This is a genomic window from Pseudomonas sp. GV047, from assembly GCF_003058245.1.
Taxonomy (GTDB): Bacteria; Pseudomonadota; Gammaproteobacteria; order Pseudomonadales; family Pseudomonadaceae; genus Aquipseudomonas; species Aquipseudomonas marginalis.
In genome coordinates this window covers 271,063-292,004 of sequence record NZ_QCWA01000006.1, presented here as the reverse complement: position 1 = coordinate 292,004, position 20,942 = coordinate 271,063, and the positions used below count along the sequence as shown (strand labels likewise).

General features: G+C 63.8%; 18 protein-coding genes and 1 riboswitch. Of the genes, 14 read left to right on the top strand and 4 right to left on the bottom strand.

The window, feature by feature from the left end; translation table 11 throughout:
- Positions 1 to 28: 28 nt before the first annotated feature.
- Positions 29 to 850 carry an HDOD domain-containing protein gene (locus C8K58_RS17635; protein WP_027604323.1) on the top strand — a complete coding sequence of 274 codons (822 nt, stop codon included), beginning with the start codon at positions 29 to 31 and terminating at the stop codon, positions 848 to 850.
- Here C8K58_RS17635 and C8K58_RS17630 read toward each other — a convergent pair whose 3' ends face one another.
- Both C8K58_RS17630 and C8K58_RS17625 read right to left on the bottom strand, forming a co-directional pair.
- Entirely contained in the window at positions 851 to 2,236 is a 1,386-nt protein-coding gene (locus tag C8K58_RS17630) for a sensor histidine kinase (protein ID WP_027604324.1), read from the bottom strand. It abuts the gene before it with no gap.
- Positions 2,229 to 2,900 (bottom strand): response regulator, encoded by a 672-nt coding sequence (locus C8K58_RS17625; protein WP_108573986.1) that lies wholly within the window; start codon positions 2,898 to 2,900, stop codon positions 2,229 to 2,231. Before C8K58_RS17625 ends, C8K58_RS17630 begins: the two co-directional genes overlap by 8 nt.
- 235 nt (positions 2,901 to 3,135) lie before the next feature.
- Here C8K58_RS17625 and C8K58_RS17620 point away from each other — a divergent pair, with 235 nt between their 5' ends.
- From C8K58_RS17620 to C8K58_RS17600, 5 genes are read left to right on the top strand one after another with little or no spacing between them, the layout of a single operon-like run.
- Positions 3,136 to 4,428 (top strand): OprD family porin, encoded by a 1,293-nt coding sequence (locus C8K58_RS17620; RefSeq protein WP_065947359.1) that lies wholly within the window; start codon positions 3,136 to 3,138, stop codon positions 4,426 to 4,428.
- A 31-nt stretch (positions 4,429 to 4,459) separates the two neighbouring features.
- Complete coding sequence (locus C8K58_RS17615) at positions 4,460 to 5,443, top strand: tripartite tricarboxylate transporter substrate binding protein (RefSeq protein ID WP_027604327.1); 984 nt, start codon at positions 4,460 to 4,462, stop codon at positions 5,441 to 5,443.
- Positions 5,444 to 5,502: 59 nt separating this feature from the next.
- Positions 5,503 to 5,961: a tripartite tricarboxylate transporter TctB family protein gene (locus C8K58_RS17610; protein WP_027604328.1), complete on the top strand. Its 459-nt coding sequence runs from the start codon at positions 5,503 to 5,505 to the stop codon at positions 5,959 to 5,961.
- 1 nt (position 5,962) lies between these two features.
- Positions 5,963 to 7,477: a tripartite tricarboxylate transporter permease gene (locus C8K58_RS17605; RefSeq protein WP_027604329.1), complete on the top strand. Its 1,515-nt coding sequence runs from the start codon at positions 5,963 to 5,965 to the stop codon at positions 7,475 to 7,477.
- A complete protein-coding gene (locus C8K58_RS17600) occupies positions 7,470 to 8,507 on the top strand; it encodes an AbrB family transcriptional regulator (RefSeq protein ID WP_027604330.1) in 1,038 nt (345 codons plus the stop codon). The genes C8K58_RS17605 and C8K58_RS17600 overlap by 8 nt, the downstream gene beginning before the upstream one ends.
- Positions 8,508 to 8,538: 31 nt before the next feature.
- Here the strand turns inward: C8K58_RS17600 and ung are convergent, their stop codons facing one another.
- Entirely contained in the window at positions 8,539 to 9,231 is a 693-nt protein-coding gene (gene ung / locus C8K58_RS17595; RefSeq protein WP_027604331.1) for a uracil-DNA glycosylase, read from the bottom strand.
- Between the two features lie 136 nt (positions 9,232 to 9,367).
- On the opposite strand from ung, the gene C8K58_RS17590 reads away from it, so the two are divergent.
- Positions 9,368 to 10,480 (top strand): enoyl-CoA hydratase/isomerase family protein, encoded by a 1,113-nt coding sequence (locus C8K58_RS17590; RefSeq protein ID WP_065938877.1) that lies wholly within the window; start codon positions 9,368 to 9,370, stop codon positions 10,478 to 10,480.
- A gap of 55 nt (positions 10,481 to 10,535) precedes the next feature.
- Here the strand turns inward: C8K58_RS17590 and C8K58_RS17585 are convergent, their stop codons facing one another.
- Positions 10,536 to 10,907, bottom strand: coding sequence for a hypothetical protein (locus tag C8K58_RS17585; protein WP_081744398.1), 372 nt, complete (start codon positions 10,905 to 10,907; stop codon positions 10,536 to 10,538).
- 262 nt (positions 10,908 to 11,169) lie between these two features.
- On the opposite strand from C8K58_RS17585, the gene C8K58_RS17580 reads away from it, so the two are divergent.
- The 7 genes from C8K58_RS17580 to uca all read left to right on the top strand — a co-directional run bounded on the left by C8K58_RS17580 (position 11,170) and on the right by uca (position 20,908).
- The gene (locus tag C8K58_RS17580; protein WP_092356560.1) at positions 11,170 to 12,792 is read left to right on the top strand and encodes a methyl-accepting chemotaxis protein; all 1,623 of its coding nucleotides are present in this window, start codon (positions 11,170 to 11,172) and stop codon (positions 12,790 to 12,792) included.
- A gap of 167 nt (positions 12,793 to 12,959) precedes the next feature.
- Positions 12,960 to 13,061: riboswitch (guanidine-I (ykkC/yxkD leader) on the top strand.
- A 60-nt stretch (positions 13,062 to 13,121) separates the two neighbouring features.
- Positions 13,122 to 14,189 (top strand): putative urea ABC transporter substrate-binding protein, encoded by a 1,068-nt coding sequence (locus C8K58_RS17575; protein WP_098480220.1) that lies wholly within the window; start codon positions 13,122 to 13,124, stop codon positions 14,187 to 14,189.
- Between the two features lie 12 nt (positions 14,190 to 14,201).
- Positions 14,202 to 15,017: an ABC transporter permease gene (locus C8K58_RS17570; RefSeq protein WP_027604335.1), complete on the top strand. Its 816-nt coding sequence runs from the start codon at positions 14,202 to 14,204 to the stop codon at positions 15,015 to 15,017.
- Positions 15,014 to 15,778, top strand: coding sequence for an ABC transporter ATP-binding protein (locus C8K58_RS17565; RefSeq protein ID WP_027604336.1), 765 nt, complete (start codon positions 15,014 to 15,016; stop codon positions 15,776 to 15,778). Before C8K58_RS17570 ends, C8K58_RS17565 begins: the two co-directional genes overlap by 4 nt.
- Entirely contained in the window at positions 15,775 to 16,500 is a 726-nt protein-coding gene (locus tag C8K58_RS17560) for an urea amidolyase associated protein UAAP1 (protein WP_027604337.1), read from the top strand. Before C8K58_RS17565 ends, C8K58_RS17560 begins: the two co-directional genes overlap by 4 nt.
- A 9-nt stretch (positions 16,501 to 16,509) precedes the next feature.
- The gene (locus C8K58_RS17555) at positions 16,510 to 17,139 is read left to right on the top strand and encodes an urea amidolyase associated protein UAAP2 (RefSeq protein WP_074844417.1); all 630 of its coding nucleotides are present in this window, start codon (positions 16,510 to 16,512) and stop codon (positions 17,137 to 17,139) included.
- Positions 17,140 to 17,302: 163 nt separating this feature from the next.
- Positions 17,303 to 20,908, top strand: coding sequence for an urea carboxylase (uca, locus tag C8K58_RS17550; protein WP_108573985.1), 3,606 nt, complete (start codon positions 17,303 to 17,305; stop codon positions 20,906 to 20,908).
- Positions 20,909 to 20,942 lie beyond the last annotated feature (34 nt).

Genomic DNA, 20,942 nt, shown 5'->3' with positions numbered 1-20,942 from the left:
TTTTCCTGCAACACCCTAGAGAGCATGAATGAACAAACTGGCGGAAAAAGTCCAACAGGCGTTGGTTAAGGCCATCGACAACGATGACCTGGTTCTGCCGACATTGCCGGAAGTGGCCCTGAACATCCGTCAGGCCGCTGAAGACCCGGAAATCAGCATCAGCCACTTGAGTAAAGTGATCGGCCGCGACACTGCGTTGTCGGCGCGCCTGATCAAAGTGGTCAACAGCCCGCTGTTGCGCGCCACCCAGGAAGTCACCGACCTGCACACCGCCATCACCCGGCTGGGCACCAACTACAGCAGCAACCTGGCCATCGGCCTGGTGATGGAACAGATCTTCCATGCCCGTTCCGAAGTGGTCGAACAGAAAATGCGCGATGTGTGGCGCCGCAGCCTGGAAGTGGCAGGTGTAAGCTACGCCCTGTGCCGCAACCACAGCCAGCTCAAGCCGGACCAGGCAGCGCTGGGCGGCCTGGTGCACCAGATCGGCGTGCTGCCGATCCTGACCTACGCCGAAGACCACTACGAGCTGCTGTCGGATCCGGTCAGCCTCAACCACGTGATCGACAGCATCCACCCGGTGCTGGGCGACAAGTTGCTGAGTGGCTGGGACTTCCCGGAAATGCTGGCGAAACTGCCGGGCCAGTACCTGAACCTGGAGCGGGACTCAGCCTGCCTCGACTACATCGACGTAGTGCAGATTGCCATGCTGTATTGCCATCACGGCACCGATCACCCCCTGGCCAAGGTGGACGTCTCCAGCGTGCCTGCGATGAAAAAACTGCGGGTTGATCCCTACAGCGAAAAACTGCGCGCAGAGCTGGATGAAGCGCGCGCCATGTTCGATTGATCAACCGGCGATAAAACTCACCCGCACCTTCAACCCCGCGTGCTCGCCGTCATGCAGGCTGATCTGGGCCAGATGCGCGCGACAGATTTCGCCCACGATCGCCAACCCCAGGCCTGAGCCCATGCCTTGCTGGCTGCGGCGGTAAAAGCGCTCGAACACCCGGTCGCGCTCATCCTGCGGAATGCCCGGGCCATCATCTTCCACCTCCAGTACCGCCGGCGCCGTCACCCGCAGGATCACGTTGCCGCCCGGTGGCGTGTGCGCCAGGGCGTTGTCCACCAGGTTGCTCAACAGCTCGTTGAGCAGCGTCGGCTCGCCACGCAACCACACCGGTTCATCCGCCTCCAGCGCCAGTGCCACGCCGCGCGCATGGGCCAACGGCGCCATGGCCATGCCCAGTTCACGGGCCAATTGGCTGAGGTCGAGCAACTGCGCGCCGCCTTCGGCAATCGCCCGGGCACCGTTTTCGATGCGCGCCAGGGACAGCAACTGATTGGCCAGGTGGGTCAACCGATCGGTGCCTTGGGCGGCGGTTTCCAGGGTACTGCGCCAGGTTGCGGGATCTTCGGCGCGCAGGCCCAGCTCCAGGCGCGCCTTGAGCGCCGCCAACGGGGTACGCAGTTCATGGGATGCATCGGCAATAAACTGCGCCTGACGCTCGAACTGGCCGCGCAGGCGTTCGGTGAAGTGGTTGAGGGAACGCACCAGCGGGCCGAACTCATGCTGAACCTCCACCAACGGCAACGGCCGCAAGTCGTCGGGCTGGCGCTCTTCCACCGCCGTGCGCAGGCGCTCCAGCGGGCGCAAGGCGGCGCTGACGGCAAACCACACCAGCAACAAGGCGCCAATGGCGAGCATGCCCAGGCGCAGCAAGGTGTCAGCCATCAGGCTGCGGGCCATGCTCACCCGTGCCTCATCGGTTTCGGCCACGCGGATTTCCGCCATGCCGTTCATGTTCGGTTCGGAGACCGCCTTCAGCAGGCTGACCACCCGCACTTCCTGGCCCTGGTACTTGGCGTTGTAGAAGCGCGCCAGCGCCGGGTAGTCGTCGGTGCGCGGTGTGCCGGGGGGCGGGCCGGGGAGGTTTTCGTAGCCGGAAATCAGTTTCTGATCAATGTCATTGACCTGGTAATAGATGCGCCCGGCGCTGTCGTAGGCAAAGGTGTCGAGGGCGACATAGGGCACGTTGGCGCTGAGGGTACCGTCCACCTGGGTCAGGCCGGCGGCGATGGTACGCGCCGAGGCCAGCAGCGTGCGGTCATAGGCGGTGTCCGCCGCTTCGCGACCGTTCCAGTAGGCACTCATGCCACTGGCGAGCATCAACAGCACCAGCAGCAGCGCCAGGTTCCACAGCAGGCGCCAGCGCAGGCTGCTGGGCTTATGCATCGCGGGCTTCCAGCAGGTAGCCGAGACCGCGGAACGTCACGATGGCGATGGGGTGGCCATCGAGCTTCTTGCGCAGGCGGTGCACGTAGATTTCGATGGCGTCGGGGCTGGCCTCTTCGTCCAGGCCGAACACCTGGGAAGCCAGTTGCTCCTTGCTCATCACCCGGCCTGGGCGGGCAATCAGCGCTTCAAGCACGGCTTGCTCGCGGGAGGTCAACGTCATCAACTCGCCGCCCACGGTGAAACGGCGGGTGTCGAGGTCATAGACCAGCACCCCGCAGGCCTGCTGGCGCTCGCCGCCCAATACGCTGCGGCGCAGCAGCGCCTTGACCCGGGCTTCCAGCTCGGTCAGTTCGAACGGTTTGGCCAGGTAGTCATCGGCGCCCAGGTTCAGGCCATGCACGCGGTCTTTCACATCGCTGCGCGCGGTCAACATCAGCACCGGCAGGTTTTTCCCACGCGCCCGCAAGCGCGCCAGCACCTCGAAACCGTCCATGCGCGGCAGGCCCACATCAAGGATGGCGACCGCGTAATCCTCACTGCCCAAGGCCAAGTCGGCGGCCACGCCGTCATGCAATACGTCAACGGTCAAACCTGTGCTCTTGAGCGCTTGGGCGACGCTTTCGGCGAGTTGCAGATGGTCTTCAACCAGAAGGACACGCATGGATTTCCACCTTATTCGGACGTGGTCGGCGCCACGCTTTGCCGGGCAGTTTACAGGCGCCGACTGCCCTGTGAAGCCTGAAAACATTGAAAGGCAGCTGAAAGGTTAGTGAAAGCTTCGCCCTTTAGCATCCAGCCACGGTAGGTCATGCCTGCCGAGCGACCTGATGGGTCGCGCCCGAAAAACGCCTCGAAGCGTTTTCGCCAAAATAAGAACAATAACGGAGTGCACCACGATGCTGTCGACACAGCCACAGGCTTGCCCGCCTGTTCGTATTTCCCGCCTGACCCACACCGCCCTTGCCAGTGCCGCTGCCCTTGCCGGCTTTTCGCCGCTTGGCCAGGCTGCCTTCTTCGAAGACAGCAGCGCGACCCTGGAAACCCGCAACATGTACTTCAACCGCGACTTTCGCGACGGCACCAGCGCCCAGCAGTCCAAGCGCGACGAGTGGGCCCAGGGCTTCATGCTCAACCTGCAATCGGGCTACACCGACGGCACCGTCGGCTTTGGCGTGGATGCGCTGGGCATGCTCGGCGTCAAGCTCGACTCCAGCCCCGACCGCACCGGCACCGGCCTGCTGCCCACCCATGATGATGGTCGCGCCGCCAACGAGTACTCCAAGCTGGGCCTGACCGGCAAAGTGAAGATTTCCGCCACCGAGCTCAAGATCGGCTCGCTGATGCCTGAACTGCCGATCCTCAAGCCCAATGACGGGCGCATCCTGCCGCAGACCTTCAACGGTGGCCTGATCACCTCCAAGGAATTCAAGAACCTGGTCTTCACCGGCGGCCGCCTCGACAAGGCCAAGGACCGCGACGACAGCAACTACGAGGACATCGCCCTCAACAACAAGAACAGCCGCTTTCTCAGCGGTGCCACCGGCAAGCATTTCAACTTCGGCGGGGTCGACTACAAGTTCGCCGACAAGATCACCGGCAGCTACCACTTCGCCCAACTCGACGACGTGTACCGCCAGCACTTCCTCGGCCTGGTTGCCGCGCGCCCGATGGGCCCCGGCACCTTCGCCACCGACCTGCGCCTGGCGATCAGCGATGACGCAGGCGCAGCCCGTGGCGGCAAGATCGACAACACCTCCCTCAACGGCCTGTTCAGCTATGCCCTCAATGGCCATAAGCTCAGCGCCGGCTACCAGCATATGTCCGGCGACAGTGCCTTTCCGTACGTGGATGGCAGCGACCCGTACCTGGTCAACTTCGTGCAGATCAACGACTTTGCCGGCGCCGAGGAGCGCTCCTGGCAGGCGCGCTACGACTACGACTTCGCCAAGCTGGGCATTCCCGGCCTGAGTTTCATGAGCCGTTACCTCTCGGGTGACAATATCAAGCTCAGGAACGGCGACACCGGCAAGGAATGGGAACGCAACAGCGAGATCAAGTACGTGGTGCAAAGCGGCACGTTCAAGGATGTCGCCGTGCGCCTGCGCAATGCCACCTACCGTTCCAACTATTCAGCCCGTGATGCGGATGAAATGCGCCTGCTGGTCAGCTACAGCGTTGCGCTCTGGTAAGCCACTCATAACAACAAAGACGGAGATCACCATGACCCCTTCATTGCGTAAATTGGCCCTCGCCGCCGGCTGCATGCTGTTCGCCGGCCAACTGCTGGCCGCCGACGAACCCAAGCGCCCGGAATGCATCGCCCCGGCCTCCCCCGGCGGTGGTTTTGACCTGACCTGCAAACTGGCGCAAAGCGCGCTGGTCAACGAGAAACTGCTGAGCAAACCAATGCGCGTGACCTACATGCCGGGCGGCGTGGGCGCGGTGGCCTACAACGCCGTGGTGGCCCAGCGTCCTGCGGACGGCGGTACGCTCGTGGCCTGGTCCAGCGGTTCGCTGCTGAACCTGGCCCAGGGCAAGTTCGGGCGCTTCGATGAGAGCGCCGTACGTTGGCTGGCCGCCGTGGGTACCAGCTACGGTGCCATCGCCGTTAAAGCCGATTCGCCCTACAAGACCCTCGACGATCTCGTCAAAGCCCTGAAGAAAGATCCCGGCAGCGTGGTGATCGGTTCCGGCGGCACCGTCGGCAGTCAGGACTGGATGCAAACCGCCCTGATCGCCAAGGCCGCCGGGATCAACCCGCGCGAGCTGCGCTATGTGGCGCTCGAAGGCGGCGGTGAAATCGCCACCGCCCTGCTCGGCGGACATATCCAGGTCGGCAGTACCGACATCTCCGACTCCATGCCGCACATCCTCAGCGGTGACATGCGCCTGCTGGCGGTGTTCTCCGAGGAGCGCCTGGACGAGCCGGAAATGAAGAATATTCCGACCGCCAAAGAGCAAGGCTACGACATCGTCTGGCCGGTGGTGCGTGGCTTCTACCTCGGGCCAAAAGTCAGCGATGCCGACTACGCCTGGTGGAAGGAGGCCTTCGACAAACTGCTGGCCTCCGACGAGTTCGCCAAGCTGCGTGACCAGCGCGAGCTGTTCCCGTTCGCCATGACCGGCCCGGAGCTGGACACCTACGTGAAGAAACAGGTGGCTGACTACAAAGTGCTGGCCAAAGAGTTCGGCCTGATCCAGTAATCGCCCCTCTGTCGCGCGGCCATGCCTGGCGAACCCCAGGCATGGCCCAGGAGTTCAACATGCTCTTACAACGCATATTCGCCGCCGCGCTGCTGCTGGCCTGCGCCGGTCTGGCGCTGATGGCCTGGCCCTACCAGGCGTCGTTTTCCTACGAACCCGTAGGGCCCCGCGCCTACCCATTGCTGATGCTCGGGCTGATGAGCCTGGCGCTGATCTACATGCTGTTCCGCCCGCAACCCACCCAGCACACCGAAGAAGAACCGGCATTGGACCGCCAGACCCTGGTCAAGATCGGCATCTGCGTGGCGCTGTTGATCGTGTTTGCCGGCACCTTCGAGCCCCTGGGCTTCATCCTCAGCAGCATGCTGATCGGCATCCCCATGGCGCGCCTGTATGGCGGGCGCTGGGTGCCCAGCGTGGTGATCGTCAGCCTGATGGCCATCGGTCTTTATCTGCTGTTCGATAAAGCCATGGATGTTCCGCTGCCCCTCGGCCTGCTCGACGTTCTGGAGAACTGATATGGATACTTTCGGCTATTTGGGCCAGGGCTTCGGCGTTGCGCTGTCCCCCTACAACCTGGTGACTGCCCTGTGCGGCACCCTGATCGGTACCGTGGTCGGCCTGTTGCCGGGCCTGGGCCCGATCAACGGCGTGGCGCTGTTGATCCCCATCGCGTTCGCCCTGGGCCTGCCGCCGGAATCGGCGCTGATCCTGCTGGCGGCCGTGTACCTGGGCTGCGAATACGGCGGCCGTATCAGCTCGATCCTGCTGAACATCCCGGGCGAAGCCTCCACCGTGATGACCACCCTCGACGGCTACCCGATGGCCCGCAAAGGCCTGGCCGGCGTGGCGCTGTCGTTGTCCGCGTGGAGTTCGTTCATCGGCGCGTTTATCGCCACCTGCGGCATGGTGCTGTTCGCGCCGCTGCTGGCCAAATGGGCGATTGCCTTCGGCCCGGCGGAATATTTCGTGCTGATGGTGTTTGCGATTGTCTGCCTGGGCGGCATGGCCGGTGACAAACCGCTGAAAACCTTCGTGGCGGCGCTGATCGGCCTGTTCCTCTCGGCAGTGGGCATCGATGCCAACAGCGGCGTGTACCGGTTTACCGGCGATAACATCCACCTCACCGACGGCATCCAGTTTGTGGTGTTGGTGCTGGGCTTGTTCTCCATCAGTGAGATCCTGTTGCTGCTGGAAAAAACCCACCGAGGCCAGGAAGCAGTAAAGGCCACCGGACGGATGATGTTCAACCTGAAGGAAGCAGGTTCGGTGTTCGTGGTGAACATTCGTTGCGGCCTGCTCGGTTTCATCATGGGCGTGCTGCCCGGCGCGGGCGCGACCCTGGCCTCGGCCGTGGCGTACATGACCGAGAAACGCCTGGCCGGTGCCAGCGGCAAATTCGGCCAGGGCGACATGCGCGGCCTGGCGGCACCGGAAACCGCCATCGGCGCGTCCGCCTGCGGTGCCCTGGTGCCGATGCTGACCCTCGGCGTTCCCGGTTCGGGCACCACCGCCGTGATGATCGGCGCCCTGTCGCTGTACAACATCACCCCCGGCCCGCTGCTGTTCCAACAGCAACCGGACATCGTCTGGGGCCTGATCGCCTCGTTGTTTATCGCCAACATCATGCTGGTGATCCTCAACATCCCGATGATCCGCATCTTCACGCGCATCCTCGCCGTGCCGAACTGGGCGCTGGTGCCGGTGATCGCGATCATCACCGCGATCGGTGTGTACGCGGTGCACGCCACCACCTTCGACCTGTTCCTGATGGTCGGCATCGGCATCTTCGGCTACATCCTGCGCAAGCTGGACTTCCCGCTGTCGCCGGTGCTGCTGGGCTTTATCCTCGGCGGCCTGATGGAGCAGAACCTGCGCCGCGCGCTGTCGATTTCCAACGGTGACCTGCAGATTCTCTGGTCAAGCCCGATCACCTTCGGGGTGTGGGTACTGACCGCGTTGATGCTGGCGTTCCCGCTGGTGCGCATCTACCGCAAACGTGCCCTGCAGCGTCGTGCCGTGGCCGATGTCTGAGGTCACCTTTAAACATTGGTGGGGAACACCGCTGGTCGGCCTGGCCGGCGGTTACCTGGCCAGCCTGGTCGGCTGGCCTTTGCCGTACATGGTCGGCTCCTTACTGGCGATCATCCTCGTGCGTTGCCTAACGCCCTGGCAGTTGGCGGAGATTCCCGGCGGGCGCAAATGCGGCCAATGGGTGGTGGGCATCGGCATCGGCCTGCACTTCACCCCCGTGGTAATCGAACAGGTAATGAGCCATTTCGGCCTGATTTTCTTCGGTGCGTTGGTCACCAGCCTGTCGAGCGTGGTCGGCGTGTGGTTGATGCGCCGCAGTGGCGAAGACCGCGCCACCGCGTTTTTCTCGAGCATGCCGGGCGGTTCCGGGGAGATGGTCAACCTCGGCTCGCGCAATGGCGCGGTACTCAGCCGTGTGGCGGCAGGGCAAAGCCTGCGTGTGCTGGTGGTGGTGCTGTGTGTGCCGGCGATCTTCAAGTATCTGTTGGGCGGCGGTGCGCCGCAGTTTCATCCGGCGCCGGTCAGTTGGGTGTGGCTGGCGCTGCTGTTTCCACTCGGTGCACTGGTGGCCTGGGGATGGCAGCGCTTGCGCCAGCCTAACCCGTGGTTGTTCGGCCCCTTGCTGGTCAGTGCGACGGCCAGCGTGGTGTGGGACCTGCATATCGGCCTGCCCGACGGCGGCAGCCAGATCGGCCAGTGGTTGATCGGCAGCGGGTTGGGCTGCCACTTCAATCGGCAGTTCTTTCGTCGAGCACCATCGTTCATGGGCCGCACCTTGATCGGCACGGCCTTGACCATGGCGCTGGCAACGTTGGCGGCGGTGGGCTTGAGCGCCCTCACCCACCTGGACCTGCGCTCGCTGACCCTGGGCATGATGCCCGGCGGGATTGCCGAGATGAGCCTTACGGCCGAGACCCTGCAACTGTCGGTGCCGTTGGTGACGGCGATGCAGGTGATGCGCTTGTTGTTTGTGCTGTTCCTGGCGGAGCCGTTGTTTCGGCATTGGAACCGTCAGCCGGAAAAAATCTAAACCTTCGGCACAGGTTGAACTGTGCCTGGCCTTAGAGCGGCGGCAACCGCCACTCAATCGGCGTTTCGCCGTTCTGCTCAAGAAACTTGTTGGTGCGGCTGAAATGCCCGCACCCCAGGAACCCCCGGTACGCCGACAACGGCGACGGATGCACCGACGTCAGCACCAAATGCTTGGTGGCATCGACCAGCTTCTGCTTGCCCTGGGCATGGGCGCCCCACAACAGGAACACCAGGTGCGGCTGGTGCTCGCTGACCACCTCGATAATCCGATCGGTAAAGAACTGCCAGCCCTTGCCCGCATGGGCATTGGCGTTGGCGCGTTCCACGGTCATGGTGGTGTTGAGCAGCAACACGCCCTGGTCGGCCCAGCTCTGCAGGCAGCCGTGGTTGGGGATGTCGATGTTCAGGTCGCGCTTGAGCTCTTTGTAGATATTGACCAGGGACGGCGGCGCCGGCACGCCCGGTTGTACCGAGAAGCACAAACCGTGGGCCTGGCCGGGGCCGTGGTACGGGTCCTGGCCGAGGATCACCACCTTGACCTTGTCCAGCGGCGTTGAGTTAAGCGCATTGAAGATCAGCGGGCCGGGCGGGTAGATCTCTTTGCCGGCGGCATGTTCCTGGCGCAGGAACTCGCGCAACTGGCCCATGTAGGGCTTATCGAACTCATCACGCAGGGCGTGTTTCCAGCTGGGTTCGAGTTTGATACGGTCGCCTTCGGTCATAGTTGAAATGTCTTGTAGAAAAGAATGAGGCGAACCCTAGGAAAGCCGGCCCTGCTTGTCAATTGATCTGACACACCACCGGCACTTTCCCACGAAGCGATCATACTGATCCTTCACCTTCTCGATTGAGGTCACGATGAATCTGCACTTCGAAGAACTGACCGGCAGCGGCGGCGCCCGCGTCGGCATCGCCAGCCTCGACGCTGAAAAGTCCCTCAATGCCCTCTCTTTGCCGATGATCCTGGCCCTGACTGATCGCCTGGAGGCCTGGGCCAAAGACCCGAACATCGTCTGTGTGCTGCTGCGTGGCAACGGGCCCAAGGCGTTTTGCGCCGGGGGCGAAGTGCGCAGCCTGGCCCAGGCCTGCCGCGAGCAGCCGGGTGAAGTGCCGGCCCTGGCCGCACAGTTTTTTGCTGCGGAATATCGTCTCGACTACCGCTTGCACACTTACCCTAAACCACTGATCTGCTGGGGCCACGGCTACGTGCTGGGCGGGGGCATGGGCCTGCTGCAAAGTGCGGCCATACGGATTGTCACGCCGAGCAGCCGCCTGGCCATGCCCGAGATCAGCATCGGCCTGTACCCGGACGTGGGCGCCAGTTGGTTCCTGTCGCGCCTGCCGGGCAAGCTGGGCTTATTCCTTGGCCTTACCGGTGCCCATATCAACGGCCGTGACGCCCTGGACCTGGGCCTGGCCGACCGTTTCCTGCGCGACGATCAACAAGACGAGTTGCTCGATGGCCTGCTGCAACTGAACTGGCAGGAGCAGACCGCGATACAGCTCAACAGCCTGTTCAAGGCCCTGGCCCAGGAAGCCGTGGCCCAGCAACCCGAGGCGCAATGGCTGCCGCGCCGGGCACAGATCGACGAATGGCTGGACGTCGGCGATGTGCGCAGCGCCTGGCGCGCCTTGAGCCCGCTGCGCGACCACGCCGACCCGCTGTTCAACCGCGCCGGCAAGACGCTGAGCGAAGGCTGCCCGCTGACCGCACACCTGGTGTGGGAACAGATCCAGCGGGCCCGCCATCTGTCCCTGGCCGAGGTGTTCCAGATGGAATACACCCTGAGCCTGAACTGCTGCCGCCATCCGGAATTCAGCGAAGGGGTGCGCGCGCGGTTGATCGACAAGGACCAGAAGCCCCATTGGCATTGGCCGGACATCAATACGGTCCCGGACGCCGTGGTGCAGGCGCACTTCACCAAGGCGTGGGAAGGCCGGCACCCGCTGGCGGACTTGTCCGATTACTGAGGTTTTGCGCCCATGAAAAAGCGGCGCTTCATGCGCCGCTTGTCATACAGGCCGGTCAACGGTGACCGCCGCGGCCACCTCCACGGTCATGATCGCCACCGCGTCCATGCCCGCCATTGTTCCAACGATCCCCCCAGCCCTGGTTCGGGTAAGGCCGGTAACCGGCCCTTGGCCCTGACGGGTAATAGCGAGGCGCCGGCTGGTAATAACGCGGTGCCGAGTAGTAACGCGGTGCCGGAGCGTAGTAACGCGGCGACGGGTAGTAATCACGGCGATATTGATACGCCGTGCCGCCGCCATAGTAATAAGCCGGCGCCGGTGAGGTGTAGACCTCGGAACGGTAGTAGCTCTGGCCTCCATCGTAGTAGGGCACACAAGCGGAAAGGGTCAGACCGAGTAAAGCGCTGAGCAGCAGTCGTCGATACATGGCGGCCTCCTGGACCGCGGAAGAGCACCTCCAGCGACGCTGGGGGGCGGCATTCAGCTTTCACTGAATGACGAAATATCTGACATCAAAAAACGAAACTGGTGCGTTTTCGCAATAGTTTGAAACATGTGTGTAACCGTCATGAACAGGGCTTTTTTGTACGAACTGAAACTTTCCGGATTTGCATGATGTCATTACGACATCGCACAATGCCAGGGAGGCTCTAGCGCGAGCTTCCTCCCCTCATACCCGGATTCCAGTCATGAAGATTTCAACCAAACTGCTGCTCTCATTTGTATTGTGCGCGTTCATCACCCTCGTCGTGGGCGCCTTGGGTATCAAGGGCGTGACACGGCTGGCTTCGGCGCTTGAACTGACCTTCTCGAACAACCTGGTCTCGGTGAGCAATACCGCCGCCACCCTCAATGGCATGGTCGCCCACAACCGTGGCCTGTATCGCCTGGTGGATGCCAGCAATGGCGATGTGGCCCAGCAGGACCGCGAACGCGTGCGCCAGGACATCGCCAACGAACTCAAGCGCAGCCAGACCGCCTACGCCATTTATCGCGCCACACCGTTGGAAGATGACGAACGGGCAGCCGGCGACAAGTTCGACCAGATCTGGCCCACCTACGTCAGTAACTCCGAACGCATCATCGCGATGCTCGATGCCGGCCAGCTTGAGCAAGCCCGTACGCAGCTCAACACCAGTAACAATGAACTGTTCCGCCAGGCACGTGAGCTGATTCGCGTGATGGTCGACTCCAATAACCGCCAGATCAAGGAAGGCGCCGCCGCCGCCGACGATCTGCGCAACAGTGCGATGACCTGGATGATTGCCGGCATCGTGCTGGCCTTCATCATTGCAATCATCATTGGCGTGCTGATCACGCGGCTCATCACCCGCCCCATCGCACAGGCGGTGGAAGGCGCGCAGCGCATTGCCAAGGGTGACCTGACCCAAGCCATCGTTACCGAGCGCACCGACGAAGCCGGGCAACTGTTGATGGCGTTGTCGGATATGCAGGGCGGCCTGAAAAGCACCCTGGTGGAAATCGCCAACGCTTCCGACCAGCTCGCGTCAGCCGCCGAAGAGCTGAGCGCGGTCACCGACGAAAGCAGCCGCGGCCTGACCCGCCAGAACGACGAAATCCAGCAAGCCGCCACCGCCGTCAACCAGATGACCGCAGCGGTCGACGAAGTGGCGAGCAACGCCGTGTCGACCTCCGAGGCGTCGCGCCAGGCCACCGCCGAAGCCGAGGACGGTCGCCAGCAGGTGGAGCAGGCCGTGTCGGGCATGTCATCGATGGTGGTCGAGATCAACGATTCGACCCAATCGGTCGCCGACCTCGCCGACCAGGTGCGCGAAATCGGCAAGGTGATCGATGTGATCCGCGGCATTGCCGACCAGACCAACCTGCTGGCCCTCAATGCCGCCATCGAAGCTGCCCGAGCCGGTGAACAAGGCCGTGGTTTTGCCGTGGTGGCCGATGAGGTGCGGGCGCTGGCCCACCGCACCCAGACCTCCACGGTCGACATCGAGAAAATGATCGGTGAAGTCCAGGCCGGTGCCGATGGCGCCGTGGCCGCCATGAACAAAAGCCTGACCTGGGCCAACAACACCCAGACCCTGGCGCAAAACGCCGGCCAGGCGCTGGAGCGCATCACCGCCAGCGTGGCCAGCATCAACGAGCGCAACCTGGTGATCGCCTCGGCGTCCGAGGAACAGGCCCAGGTGGCCCGGGAAGTGGATCGCAACCTGCTCAACATCCAGGACCTGTCGACCCAGACCGCCGCCGGTGCGCACCAGACCAACGCCTCCAGCCAGGACCTGTCGCGCCTGGCCACCTCGTTCAATGTGCTGGTCAGCAAGTTCCAGCTGTAAGCGCCTCATAGCAGTGCGCCGACGCACCCGCGTGGCGCACACCGCCCTCTTCTACACCCTCCTCTCCCGCCCGCCCGGCTGAACCGCCGGGCATCGAAGCCACTTGGCACGACTCTCGCTTTATCTCTTGCGTGCAGGATTGATACAGGTTCGCGGCACCACAATTTGCAATGGCCGACTAGGGTTCCGGCTCGCCGAAAGCGAGTGGCTGGTCCGAGAGTTGGCGACCTCCAGTTGAGGTTACACGGCGGGATAAAAGCCCGGGAGACAAGCCACCGTTCACGGTGCCGCGTTGCTCCTGCTCGCCCTTGATCAACTGGAGAAGACCCATGCCCTCAATCCGTTTACCCGCCCTGCTCGCCGTCGTCTTTGCCGCCGTGCTGAGCGTCCAGGCCCAAGCCGCCCCCAAAAAACACTTCAGCGTGTGCTGGACGATCTACGCCGGCTGGATGCCGTGGGAGTACGCCGGCAGCCAAGGCATCCTCGACAAGTGGGCGAAGAAGTACGGCATCAGCATCGACATGGTGCAGCTCAACGACTACGTCGAATCCATCAACCAATACACCGCCGGCCAGTTCGACGGCTGCACCATGACCAACATGGACGCCCTGACCATCCCCGCCGCCGGTGGCGTGGACAGCACCGCGCTGGTGGTCAGCGACTTCTCCAACGGCAACGACGGCGTGGTGATCAAGGGCACCGGCAAGACCGTGGCCGACCTCAAGGGCATGAACGTCAACCTGGTGGAACTCTCGGTGTCCCACTACCTGCTGGCCCGCGCGCTGGAGTCGGCGGACTTGACGGAAAAAGACCTGAAGGTGGTCAACACCTCCGATGCCGACATCGCGGCGGCGTTCAACACCGACCAGGTCCAGGCCGTCACCACCTGGAACCCGATGCTTTCGGAGATCAAGGCCAAGCCTGGGGTGAGCCAGGTGTTCGACTCGAGCAAAGTGCCCGGCGAAATCATGGACATGATGGTGGTCAACACCCAGGTCCTCAAAGACAACCCCAAGCTGGGCAAAGCCCTCACCGGCGCCTGGTTCGAAGTGGTCGCGCTGATGAGCGCCAAGGGCCCCGCCAGCACCGCAGCCCTCGAACATATGGCCAAGGCCTCCGGCACGGACCTTGCGGGCTTCCAGTCGCAGCTGGACACTACCAAGCTGTTCGCCACGCCCCAGGAAGCCCTGGCCTTCGCCACCAGTCCACAGTTGCCCGCCACCATGGGCAAAGTCGCCGAGTTCTCGTTTAAACACGGCCTGCTGGGTGAAGGCGCCAAGGACGCCAGCGCCGTGGGCATGCGCTTCGCCAACGGTGTGACCAGCGGCGACAAGGCCAACCTCAAGCTGCAGTTCGACCCCAGCTACGTACAGATGGCCGCCGACGGCAAGCTGTAAGAGGACCCGGCCATGCGCCTGATCAACCGTCATCCGGACCGCTCCAGCCGCCTGCTGTTGGTGCTGCTGCCGTTCGCCCTGCTGCTGTTCGCCTACTTCGTGGGCTCGGCCGAGCGCCTGGCGGACAACCCCAACGACAAGCTGCTGCCCGGTGCCGGGCAAATGCTTGACGCGGTAAAACGCCTGGCCTTCAACGCCGACACCCGCACCGGCGAATACGTGCTGTGGCAGGACAGCGCCGCCAGCCTGCGGCGCCTCGCCATCGGCCTGGGCATCAGCGCCCTCGCCGGCCTGTGCCTGGGGATCGCCGCCGGCACGCTGCCGCTGTTTGGCGCGCCGTTGTCACCGTTGCTGACGGTGCTGTCGATGGTGCCGCCGCTGGCGATCCTGCCGATCCTGTTCATCGTGTTCGGGCTGGGGGAATTGTCCAAGGTGATGCTGATCGTCATCGGCGTCACCCCCTGCCTGGCCCGCGACCTGGAACAGCGCGCGCGGGAAATTCCGGTCGAGCTGCTGGTGAAGGCGCAGACCCTCGGCGCCTCCACCTGGACCCTGATGCTGCGTGTGGTATTGCCGCAATTGCTGCCGCGCCTGCTGATCTCGCTGCGGCTGATGCTCGGCTCGGCGTGGTTGTTTTTGATCGCCGCCGAAGCCATCGCCTCCACCGACGGTTTGGGCTACCGGATCTTCCTGGTACGACGCTACCTGGCGATGGACGTGATCCTGCCCTACGTGGTGTGGATCACCCTGCTCGCCTGGCTGATGGACTGGGGCCTCAAGGCCCTGACCCGGCGTGCGTTCCCCTGGTACGAAGGAGCGCGGGCATGAGCTTTATCAGCGTCAATAATGTGTGGCAGCGCTATGGCGATCAGGTGGTGCTCGAAGGCCTCAACCTGCAGGTCGCCGAGGGTGAATTCTGCACACTGGTGGGCACGTCCGGCTGTGGCAAGTCGACTTTCCTGCGCCTGCTGCTGGGCCAGGAAACCGCGAGCAAGGGCCAGATCCTGCTGGACGGCCAGGCCCTCGCCGCCGAGCCGGATGCCAGCCGTGGCGTGGTGTTCCAGCGCTACTCGGTGTTCCCGCATTTGACGGTGCTCGACAACGTCGCCCTTGGCCTGGAACTGCCACGTTCTCGCCTGCTGGGCCGGCTGTTCGGTAAAGCCAAAAAGGACGCCCGGGAACAGGCTGCCGCGCTGTTGCACAAGGTCGGCCTCGGCCACGCCCTGGACAAGTACCCCGCGCAGCTCTCCGGCGGCATGCAACAACGCCTGGCCATCGCCCAGGCCCTGATCATGAAACCCCGCGTGTTGCTGCTGGACGAGCCCTTCGGCGCCCTCGACCCGGGCATTCGCAAGGACATGCACCAGCTGCTGCTGGCGCTGTGGCGTGAAACCCGGCTGACGGTGTTCATGGTCACCCATGACCTGAGCGAAGGCTTCAGCCTCGGCACGCGCCTGCTGGTGTTCGACAAGGTTCGCGTCGATCCCCACGCCCCCGGCGCCTATGGCGCACGCATCACCTACGACATCCCTTTGAACAGCGAACGCCGCAAGGCGCTCGCCGCCGAACTTGGAGCCACGTCCAAATGACCGATTCCACCCAACTGTTCCCACCCTTTGCCGAAGAAATGCTGCCCGGCGGCGGCCACCGTTCGTTCGTGCTCAAGCGCGGCCAACTGCTGCGCCTGACCGACCTGCGCGGCGGCGCCAACGTCAGCCTGACCCTGCTCAACGCCAACGAAAAAACCGAGCGCCTGAACCTGCCCGACAGTCTCAAATGCCAACACACCGCCAAGCTCACCACCGGCCATTGCCTGTACTCGGACATGGGCCGCGTGCTGGCCGCGATCACCGCCGACACCTGCGGCTGGAGCGACAGCATCGGCGGCGTGCTGTGCGCCGCCGAAGTCGCCGAGAAATACGGCCAGGGCCGCTACCAGGAACTGCGCAATGGCTTCTTCCGCAACGGCACCGACAACCTGTTGGTGGAGTTGGGCAAGTGGGGCCTGGGCCTGTCCGACCTGCTGATGACCCTCAACCTGTTCAGCAAAGTCACGGTGGACAGCGACGGAGGCCTGCACTTTGTACCGGGCCATTCCAAGGCCGGCGATTACATCGAGCTCTACGCGCCGATGGACACCCTGGTAGTGCTCACCGCGCTGCAACACCCCATGGACCCGAACCCGCAATACGCCCCGCAACCGCTGAAACTGAGCTGGATGAACGCCGACAAAAGCGTCGCCGAACACTGCCGCACCTCGCGCCCGGAAAACGAGCGCGGCTTTATCAACACCGACCGCCTGTTCGCTTGAGGAGCTGCCATGTCTATCGCACTGAAACAACCGGACGCGGCCGTTTACCGCGCAACCATCCCCGCCGGCGAACCGTGGCTGATGGAGGTCAAGGCCGGGCAGACCCTGCGCATCCTCGACCTGGAGGGCAACCAGGCCGTCGACACGTTGTTCTACAGCGTGAAAAACCCCCGTGAACGCTACGACGTGCAACGCACGTTGCGCCGGCAGAACAGCGTGTACCTGGGCACCGGCAGCGTGCTGTATTCCAACCTCGGCCAGCCGATGCTGACCATCGTCGATGACACCTGCGGACGCCACGACACCCTCGGCGGCGCCTGCGCCCAAGAGAGCAACACCGTGCGCTACGCCCTGGAAAAACGCTACATGCACAGCTGCCGCGACAACTACCTGCGCGCCTGTGCCCACGACGGCCGCCTGGGCAAAGGCGACATCGGGCCGAACATCAATTTCTTCATGAATGTGCCGGTGACGGCCGACGGCGGGCTGACCTTCGAAGACGGCATTTCCGCCCCCGGCAAGTACGTCGACCTGCGGGCGGAGATGGATGTGATCGTGCTGATCTCCAACTGCCCGCAGTTGAACAACCCATGCAACGCCTACAACCCCACCCCTGCGGAGCTGCTGGTATGGAACTGAAACTCAAGCGCCTGCGCCGTTGGCTGTTTGCCCTGTGCCAATCCCGAGCCGGGCAGTGCATCCGCAAACAATAGCGCGCCAATCTGGGATCCACACTGACTGCACCCACTGCGGACGACCGCAGTGCTCCCCCACTTTGCGGGACGGCCCGCAGGGTTTTGCCATGTTCGAAAAACTGTTGATCGCCAACCGTGGCGCCATCGCCTGCCGCATCCTGCGCACCTTGCGCGAGCTGCAGGTCAAGGGCATCGCCGTGTACGCCGAGGCCGATGCGGCGAGCCTGCATATCCAGCAAGCCGACGAGGCCTACAGCCTCGGTGAAGGCGCAGCGGCCAGTACGTACCTGGCGGTGGACAAAATCCTCGCCACCGCCAAGGCCTGTGGGGCCAAGGCGATCCATCCCGGCTACGGCTTCCTGTCGGAGAACGCCGCGTTTGCCGAAGCCTGTGAAAACGCCGGCATCGCCTTTGTCGGGCCGACGCCGCAACAGCTGCGGGTATTTGGCCTCAAGCACACCGCCCGCGCCCTGGCCAAGCAACACAAGATCCCGCTGCTGGAAGGCACCGAACTGCTCGACAGCCTCGCCTCTGCGTTGCTGGCCGCCGACGCCGTGGGCTACCCGGTGATGCTCAAAAGCACCGCCGGCGGTGGCGGTATCGGCATGCGCGTATGCCGCAGCAGCGTGGAGTTGAGCGAGTCCTTCGAGGCGGTCAAACGCCTGGGGCAGAACAATTTCAGCGATGCCGGCGTGTTTATCGAGAAGTACATCGAGCACGCACGCCACCTGGAAGTGCAGGTGTTCGGCGACGGCGCCGGTGAAGTGATCGCCCTCGGCGTACGCGACTGCTCGGTGCAACGGCGCAACCAGAAAGTCCTCGAAGAAACCCCGGCGCCGAACCTGCCCGAAGGCATGGCCGAGGCCCTGTGCGCCGCCGCCATCACCCTGGCCAAGGCCGTGAACTACCGCAGCGCCGGCACCGTGGAATTTATCTATGACAGTGCTGACGGGCGCTTCTACTTCCTCGAAGTGAACACGCGCTTGCAGGTGGAACACGGCGTCACCGAACAGGTATGGGGCGTGGACCTGGTGCGCTGGATGGTGCAACTGGCGGCCGGGGAAATGCCGCCGCTGAACACACTCGAGTTAACCCCCCGGGGCCACGCGATCCAGGCGCGCCTGTATGCCGAAGACCCGGGCCGCGATTTCCAGCCCAGCCCTGGCTTGCTGACCTGTGTGGATTTCCCGCTGGCCGAGGGCCTGCGCATCGACACTTGGGTGGAAGCCGGCTGCGAGATCCCGCCGTACTTCGACCCGATGATCGCCAAGCTCATCACCTGGGCGCCCACCCGCGAACAGGCGCGCCTGGATCTGCACCGGGCGTTGAGTGACAGTCGGTTGTACGGCGTGGAAACCAACCGCGATTACCTGTGCCAAATCCTGCTGGCTCCGCCCTTTGCCAATGGCCGGCCGTGGACGCGGTGCCTGGAAGGCCTGGTCTACGTGGCCGCCACGTTTGAAGTGATCAGCGCAGGCACGCAAACCAGTGTGCAGGACTATCCCGGCCGCCTCGGCTACTGGGCCGTGGGCGTGCCGCCGTCGGGGCCGATGGACAGCCGCGCGCTGCGCCTGGGCAATCGCCTGCTGGGCAACGAGGAGGGAGCAGCGGCGCTGGAAATCACCCTGAGCGGGCCGCTGCTGCGCTTCAATTGCGCGGCGGTGGTCGCCGTGACCGGCGCTGAAATCCCGCTGCGGTTGAATGATCAAGCCGTGCCAATGAACACCGCGTTGTTGATTGAGGCCGGGTCGGTCCTGAGCCTGGGCACCCTCGCCGGCGCCGGGGCGCGCAGTTACCTGTGCCTGCGTGGCGGGCTGCAAGTGCCGGACTATCTGGGCAGCAAAAGCACCTTCACCCTCGGCCAGTTTGGCGGGCATGGCGGGCGCGCCTTGCGGGCGGGCGATGTGTTGCATCTGTTGCCGTTGGAAGACCGGAACGCCGGGCAACAATCAGTCGCTGAACCGCTGCCGGAGGTCCGCACACTGCGGGTGATTTACGGCCCCCACGGCGCACCGGAATACTTCCTGCCGGCGTACATCGACACGTTCTTCGCCACGCAGTGGGAAGTGCATTTCAACTCCAGCCGCACCGGTGTTCGGCTGATCGGGCCCAAGCCATTGTGGGCGCGTACCGATGGCGGTGAAGCGGGGCTGCATCCATCGAACATCCATGACAACCCCTATGCCATCGGCGCGGTGGATTTCACCGGTGACATGCCGGTGATCCTGGGACCGGACGGGCCGAGTCTGGGCGGTTTCGTGTGCCCGGTGACGGTGATCGAGGCGGACCTTTGGCAACTCGGCCAGCTCAAGGCCGGTGACAAGGTTCGCTTTGAACCGGTGGACCTCAAGACCGCCCGCGACCTTGCCCTGAACTGGGATCAAAAGAATGCCGAAACCCTGTGGGAGCAGAGCTTGCTCGCGATGGGACCAACTCGGTCAGCCGCCCGCATCGAGCAATTGGCATCCCCCATCATCCTGGACATCGGCCACGCCGACACCCGCCTGGTCGCGCGCCTCGCCGGCGACACCCACCTGCTGCTGGAAATCGGCGCGCCGGAGCTGGACCTGGTGCTGCGCTTTCGCGCCCATGCCCTGATGCAGGCCCTGGAAACCCGAGCGCTGAAGGGCGTGATCGACCTGACGCCCGGGATCCGCTCGTTGCAGATCCACTACCAGCCGGAACAACTGCCCCTCGCCGACCTGATCGCACTGATCAGCCACGAGTGGACCGCCGTGTGCACCCGGCAAAACCTGCAAGTGCCCTCGCGCATCGTGCACCTGCCGCTGTCCTGGGACGACCCGGCGTGCCAACTGGCCATCGAAAAATACATGACCACCGTGCGCAAGGACGCCCCGTGGTGCCCGAGCAACCTGGAATTCATCCGTCGCATCAACGACCTGGCCAACCTCGATGAAGTGCGCCACACCGTGTTCGACGCCAGCTACCTGGTGATGGGCCTGGGCGACGTCTACCTCGGCGCGCCGGTGGCTACGCCGCTGGACCCGCGTCATCGCCTGGTGACCACCAAATACAACCCGGCCCGCACCTGGACCGCCGAAAATTCGGTGGGCATCGGCGGCGCGTATTTGTGCGTGTACGGCATGGAAGGGCCCGGCGGTTATCAGTTTGTCGGGCGCACCTTGCAGATGTGGAACCGCTATCGCGAAGTGGCGGCGTTTGACGGCAAGCCGTGGCTGCTGCGCTTCTTCGATCAGATTCGGTTCTATCCCGTGAGCGCGGATGAGCTGGTACGGATTCGTCGGGATTTCCCCCTGGGACGCTTCGAGCTGGATATCGAGGAGAGCACCCTGAACCTGGCGGATTACCAGGCATTTCTTGCGCGGGAAGCCTCGGGGATCAGTGCTTTTCGTGAACAACAGCAACAGGCGTTCAATGCCGAGCGTGAGCGCTGGATCGTCAGCGGCCAGGCGCATTTCGACAGCGAAGAGCTCGCGGCGCCAGCGGCGCAAGACACGCTGCTCAAGGCCAATGAATACAGCATCGACAGCCCTATCGCCGGCAACCTCTGGCAGGTGCCGGTGGCCGTGGGTGCGCGGGTTGCCGCCGGGGATGTGCTAGTGATTCTGGAGTCGATGAAAATGGAGATCCCGGTGCTGGCGCCCTTTGCCGGGGTGGTGCGGGAAATCCCGGTGCAGCCGGGCAGCGGCATTGGCGCCGGCCAACGGGTCGTGGTGCTGGAACGGGACTGACCGGCGCTGTATCGTGCAGGGACTTCCGAGGCCC

Excerpts from the sequence above, each read along its gene's own strand:
- C8K58_RS17635 (WP_027604323.1), top strand. The coding sequence starts at position 29 with ATGAACAAACTGGCGGAAAAAGTCCAACAGGCGTTGGTTAAGGCCATC.
- C8K58_RS17630 (WP_027604324.1), bottom strand. The coding sequence starts at position 2,236 with ATGCATAAGCCCAGCAGCCTGCGCTGGCGCCTGCTGTGGAACCTGGCG.
- C8K58_RS17625 (WP_108573986.1), bottom strand. The coding sequence starts at position 2,900 with ATGCGTGTCCTTCTGGTTGAAGACCATCTGCAACTCGCCGAAAGCGTC.
- C8K58_RS17620 (WP_065947359.1), top strand. The coding sequence starts at position 3,136 with ATGCTGTCGACACAGCCACAGGCTTGCCCGCCTGTTCGTATTTCCCGC.
- C8K58_RS17615 (WP_027604327.1), top strand. The coding sequence starts at position 4,460 with ATGACCCCTTCATTGCGTAAATTGGCCCTCGCCGCCGGCTGCATGCTG.
- C8K58_RS17610 (WP_027604328.1), top strand. The coding sequence starts at position 5,503 with ATGCTCTTACAACGCATATTCGCCGCCGCGCTGCTGCTGGCCTGCGCC.
- C8K58_RS17605 (WP_027604329.1), top strand. The coding sequence starts at position 5,963 with ATGGATACTTTCGGCTATTTGGGCCAGGGCTTCGGCGTTGCGCTGTCC.
- C8K58_RS17600 (WP_027604330.1), top strand. The coding sequence starts at position 7,470 with ATGTCTGAGGTCACCTTTAAACATTGGTGGGGAACACCGCTGGTCGGC.
- ung (WP_027604331.1), bottom strand. The coding sequence starts at position 9,231 with ATGACCGAAGGCGACCGTATCAAACTCGAACCCAGCTGGAAACACGCC.
- C8K58_RS17590 (WP_065938877.1), top strand. The coding sequence starts at position 9,368 with ATGAATCTGCACTTCGAAGAACTGACCGGCAGCGGCGGCGCCCGCGTC.
- C8K58_RS17585 (WP_081744398.1), bottom strand. The coding sequence starts at position 10,907 with ATGTATCGACGACTGCTGCTCAGCGCTTTACTCGGTCTGACCCTTTCC.
- C8K58_RS17580 (WP_092356560.1), top strand. The coding sequence starts at position 11,170 with ATGAAGATTTCAACCAAACTGCTGCTCTCATTTGTATTGTGCGCGTTC.
- C8K58_RS17575 (WP_098480220.1), top strand. The coding sequence starts at position 13,122 with ATGCCCTCAATCCGTTTACCCGCCCTGCTCGCCGTCGTCTTTGCCGCC.
- C8K58_RS17570 (WP_027604335.1), top strand. The coding sequence starts at position 14,202 with ATGCGCCTGATCAACCGTCATCCGGACCGCTCCAGCCGCCTGCTGTTG.
- C8K58_RS17565 (WP_027604336.1), top strand. The coding sequence starts at position 15,014 with ATGAGCTTTATCAGCGTCAATAATGTGTGGCAGCGCTATGGCGATCAG.
- C8K58_RS17560 (WP_027604337.1), top strand. The coding sequence starts at position 15,775 with ATGACCGATTCCACCCAACTGTTCCCACCCTTTGCCGAAGAAATGCTG.
- C8K58_RS17555 (WP_074844417.1), top strand. The coding sequence starts at position 16,510 with ATGTCTATCGCACTGAAACAACCGGACGCGGCCGTTTACCGCGCAACC.
- uca (WP_108573985.1), top strand. The coding sequence starts at position 17,303 with ATGTTCGAAAAACTGTTGATCGCCAACCGTGGCGCCATCGCCTGCCGC.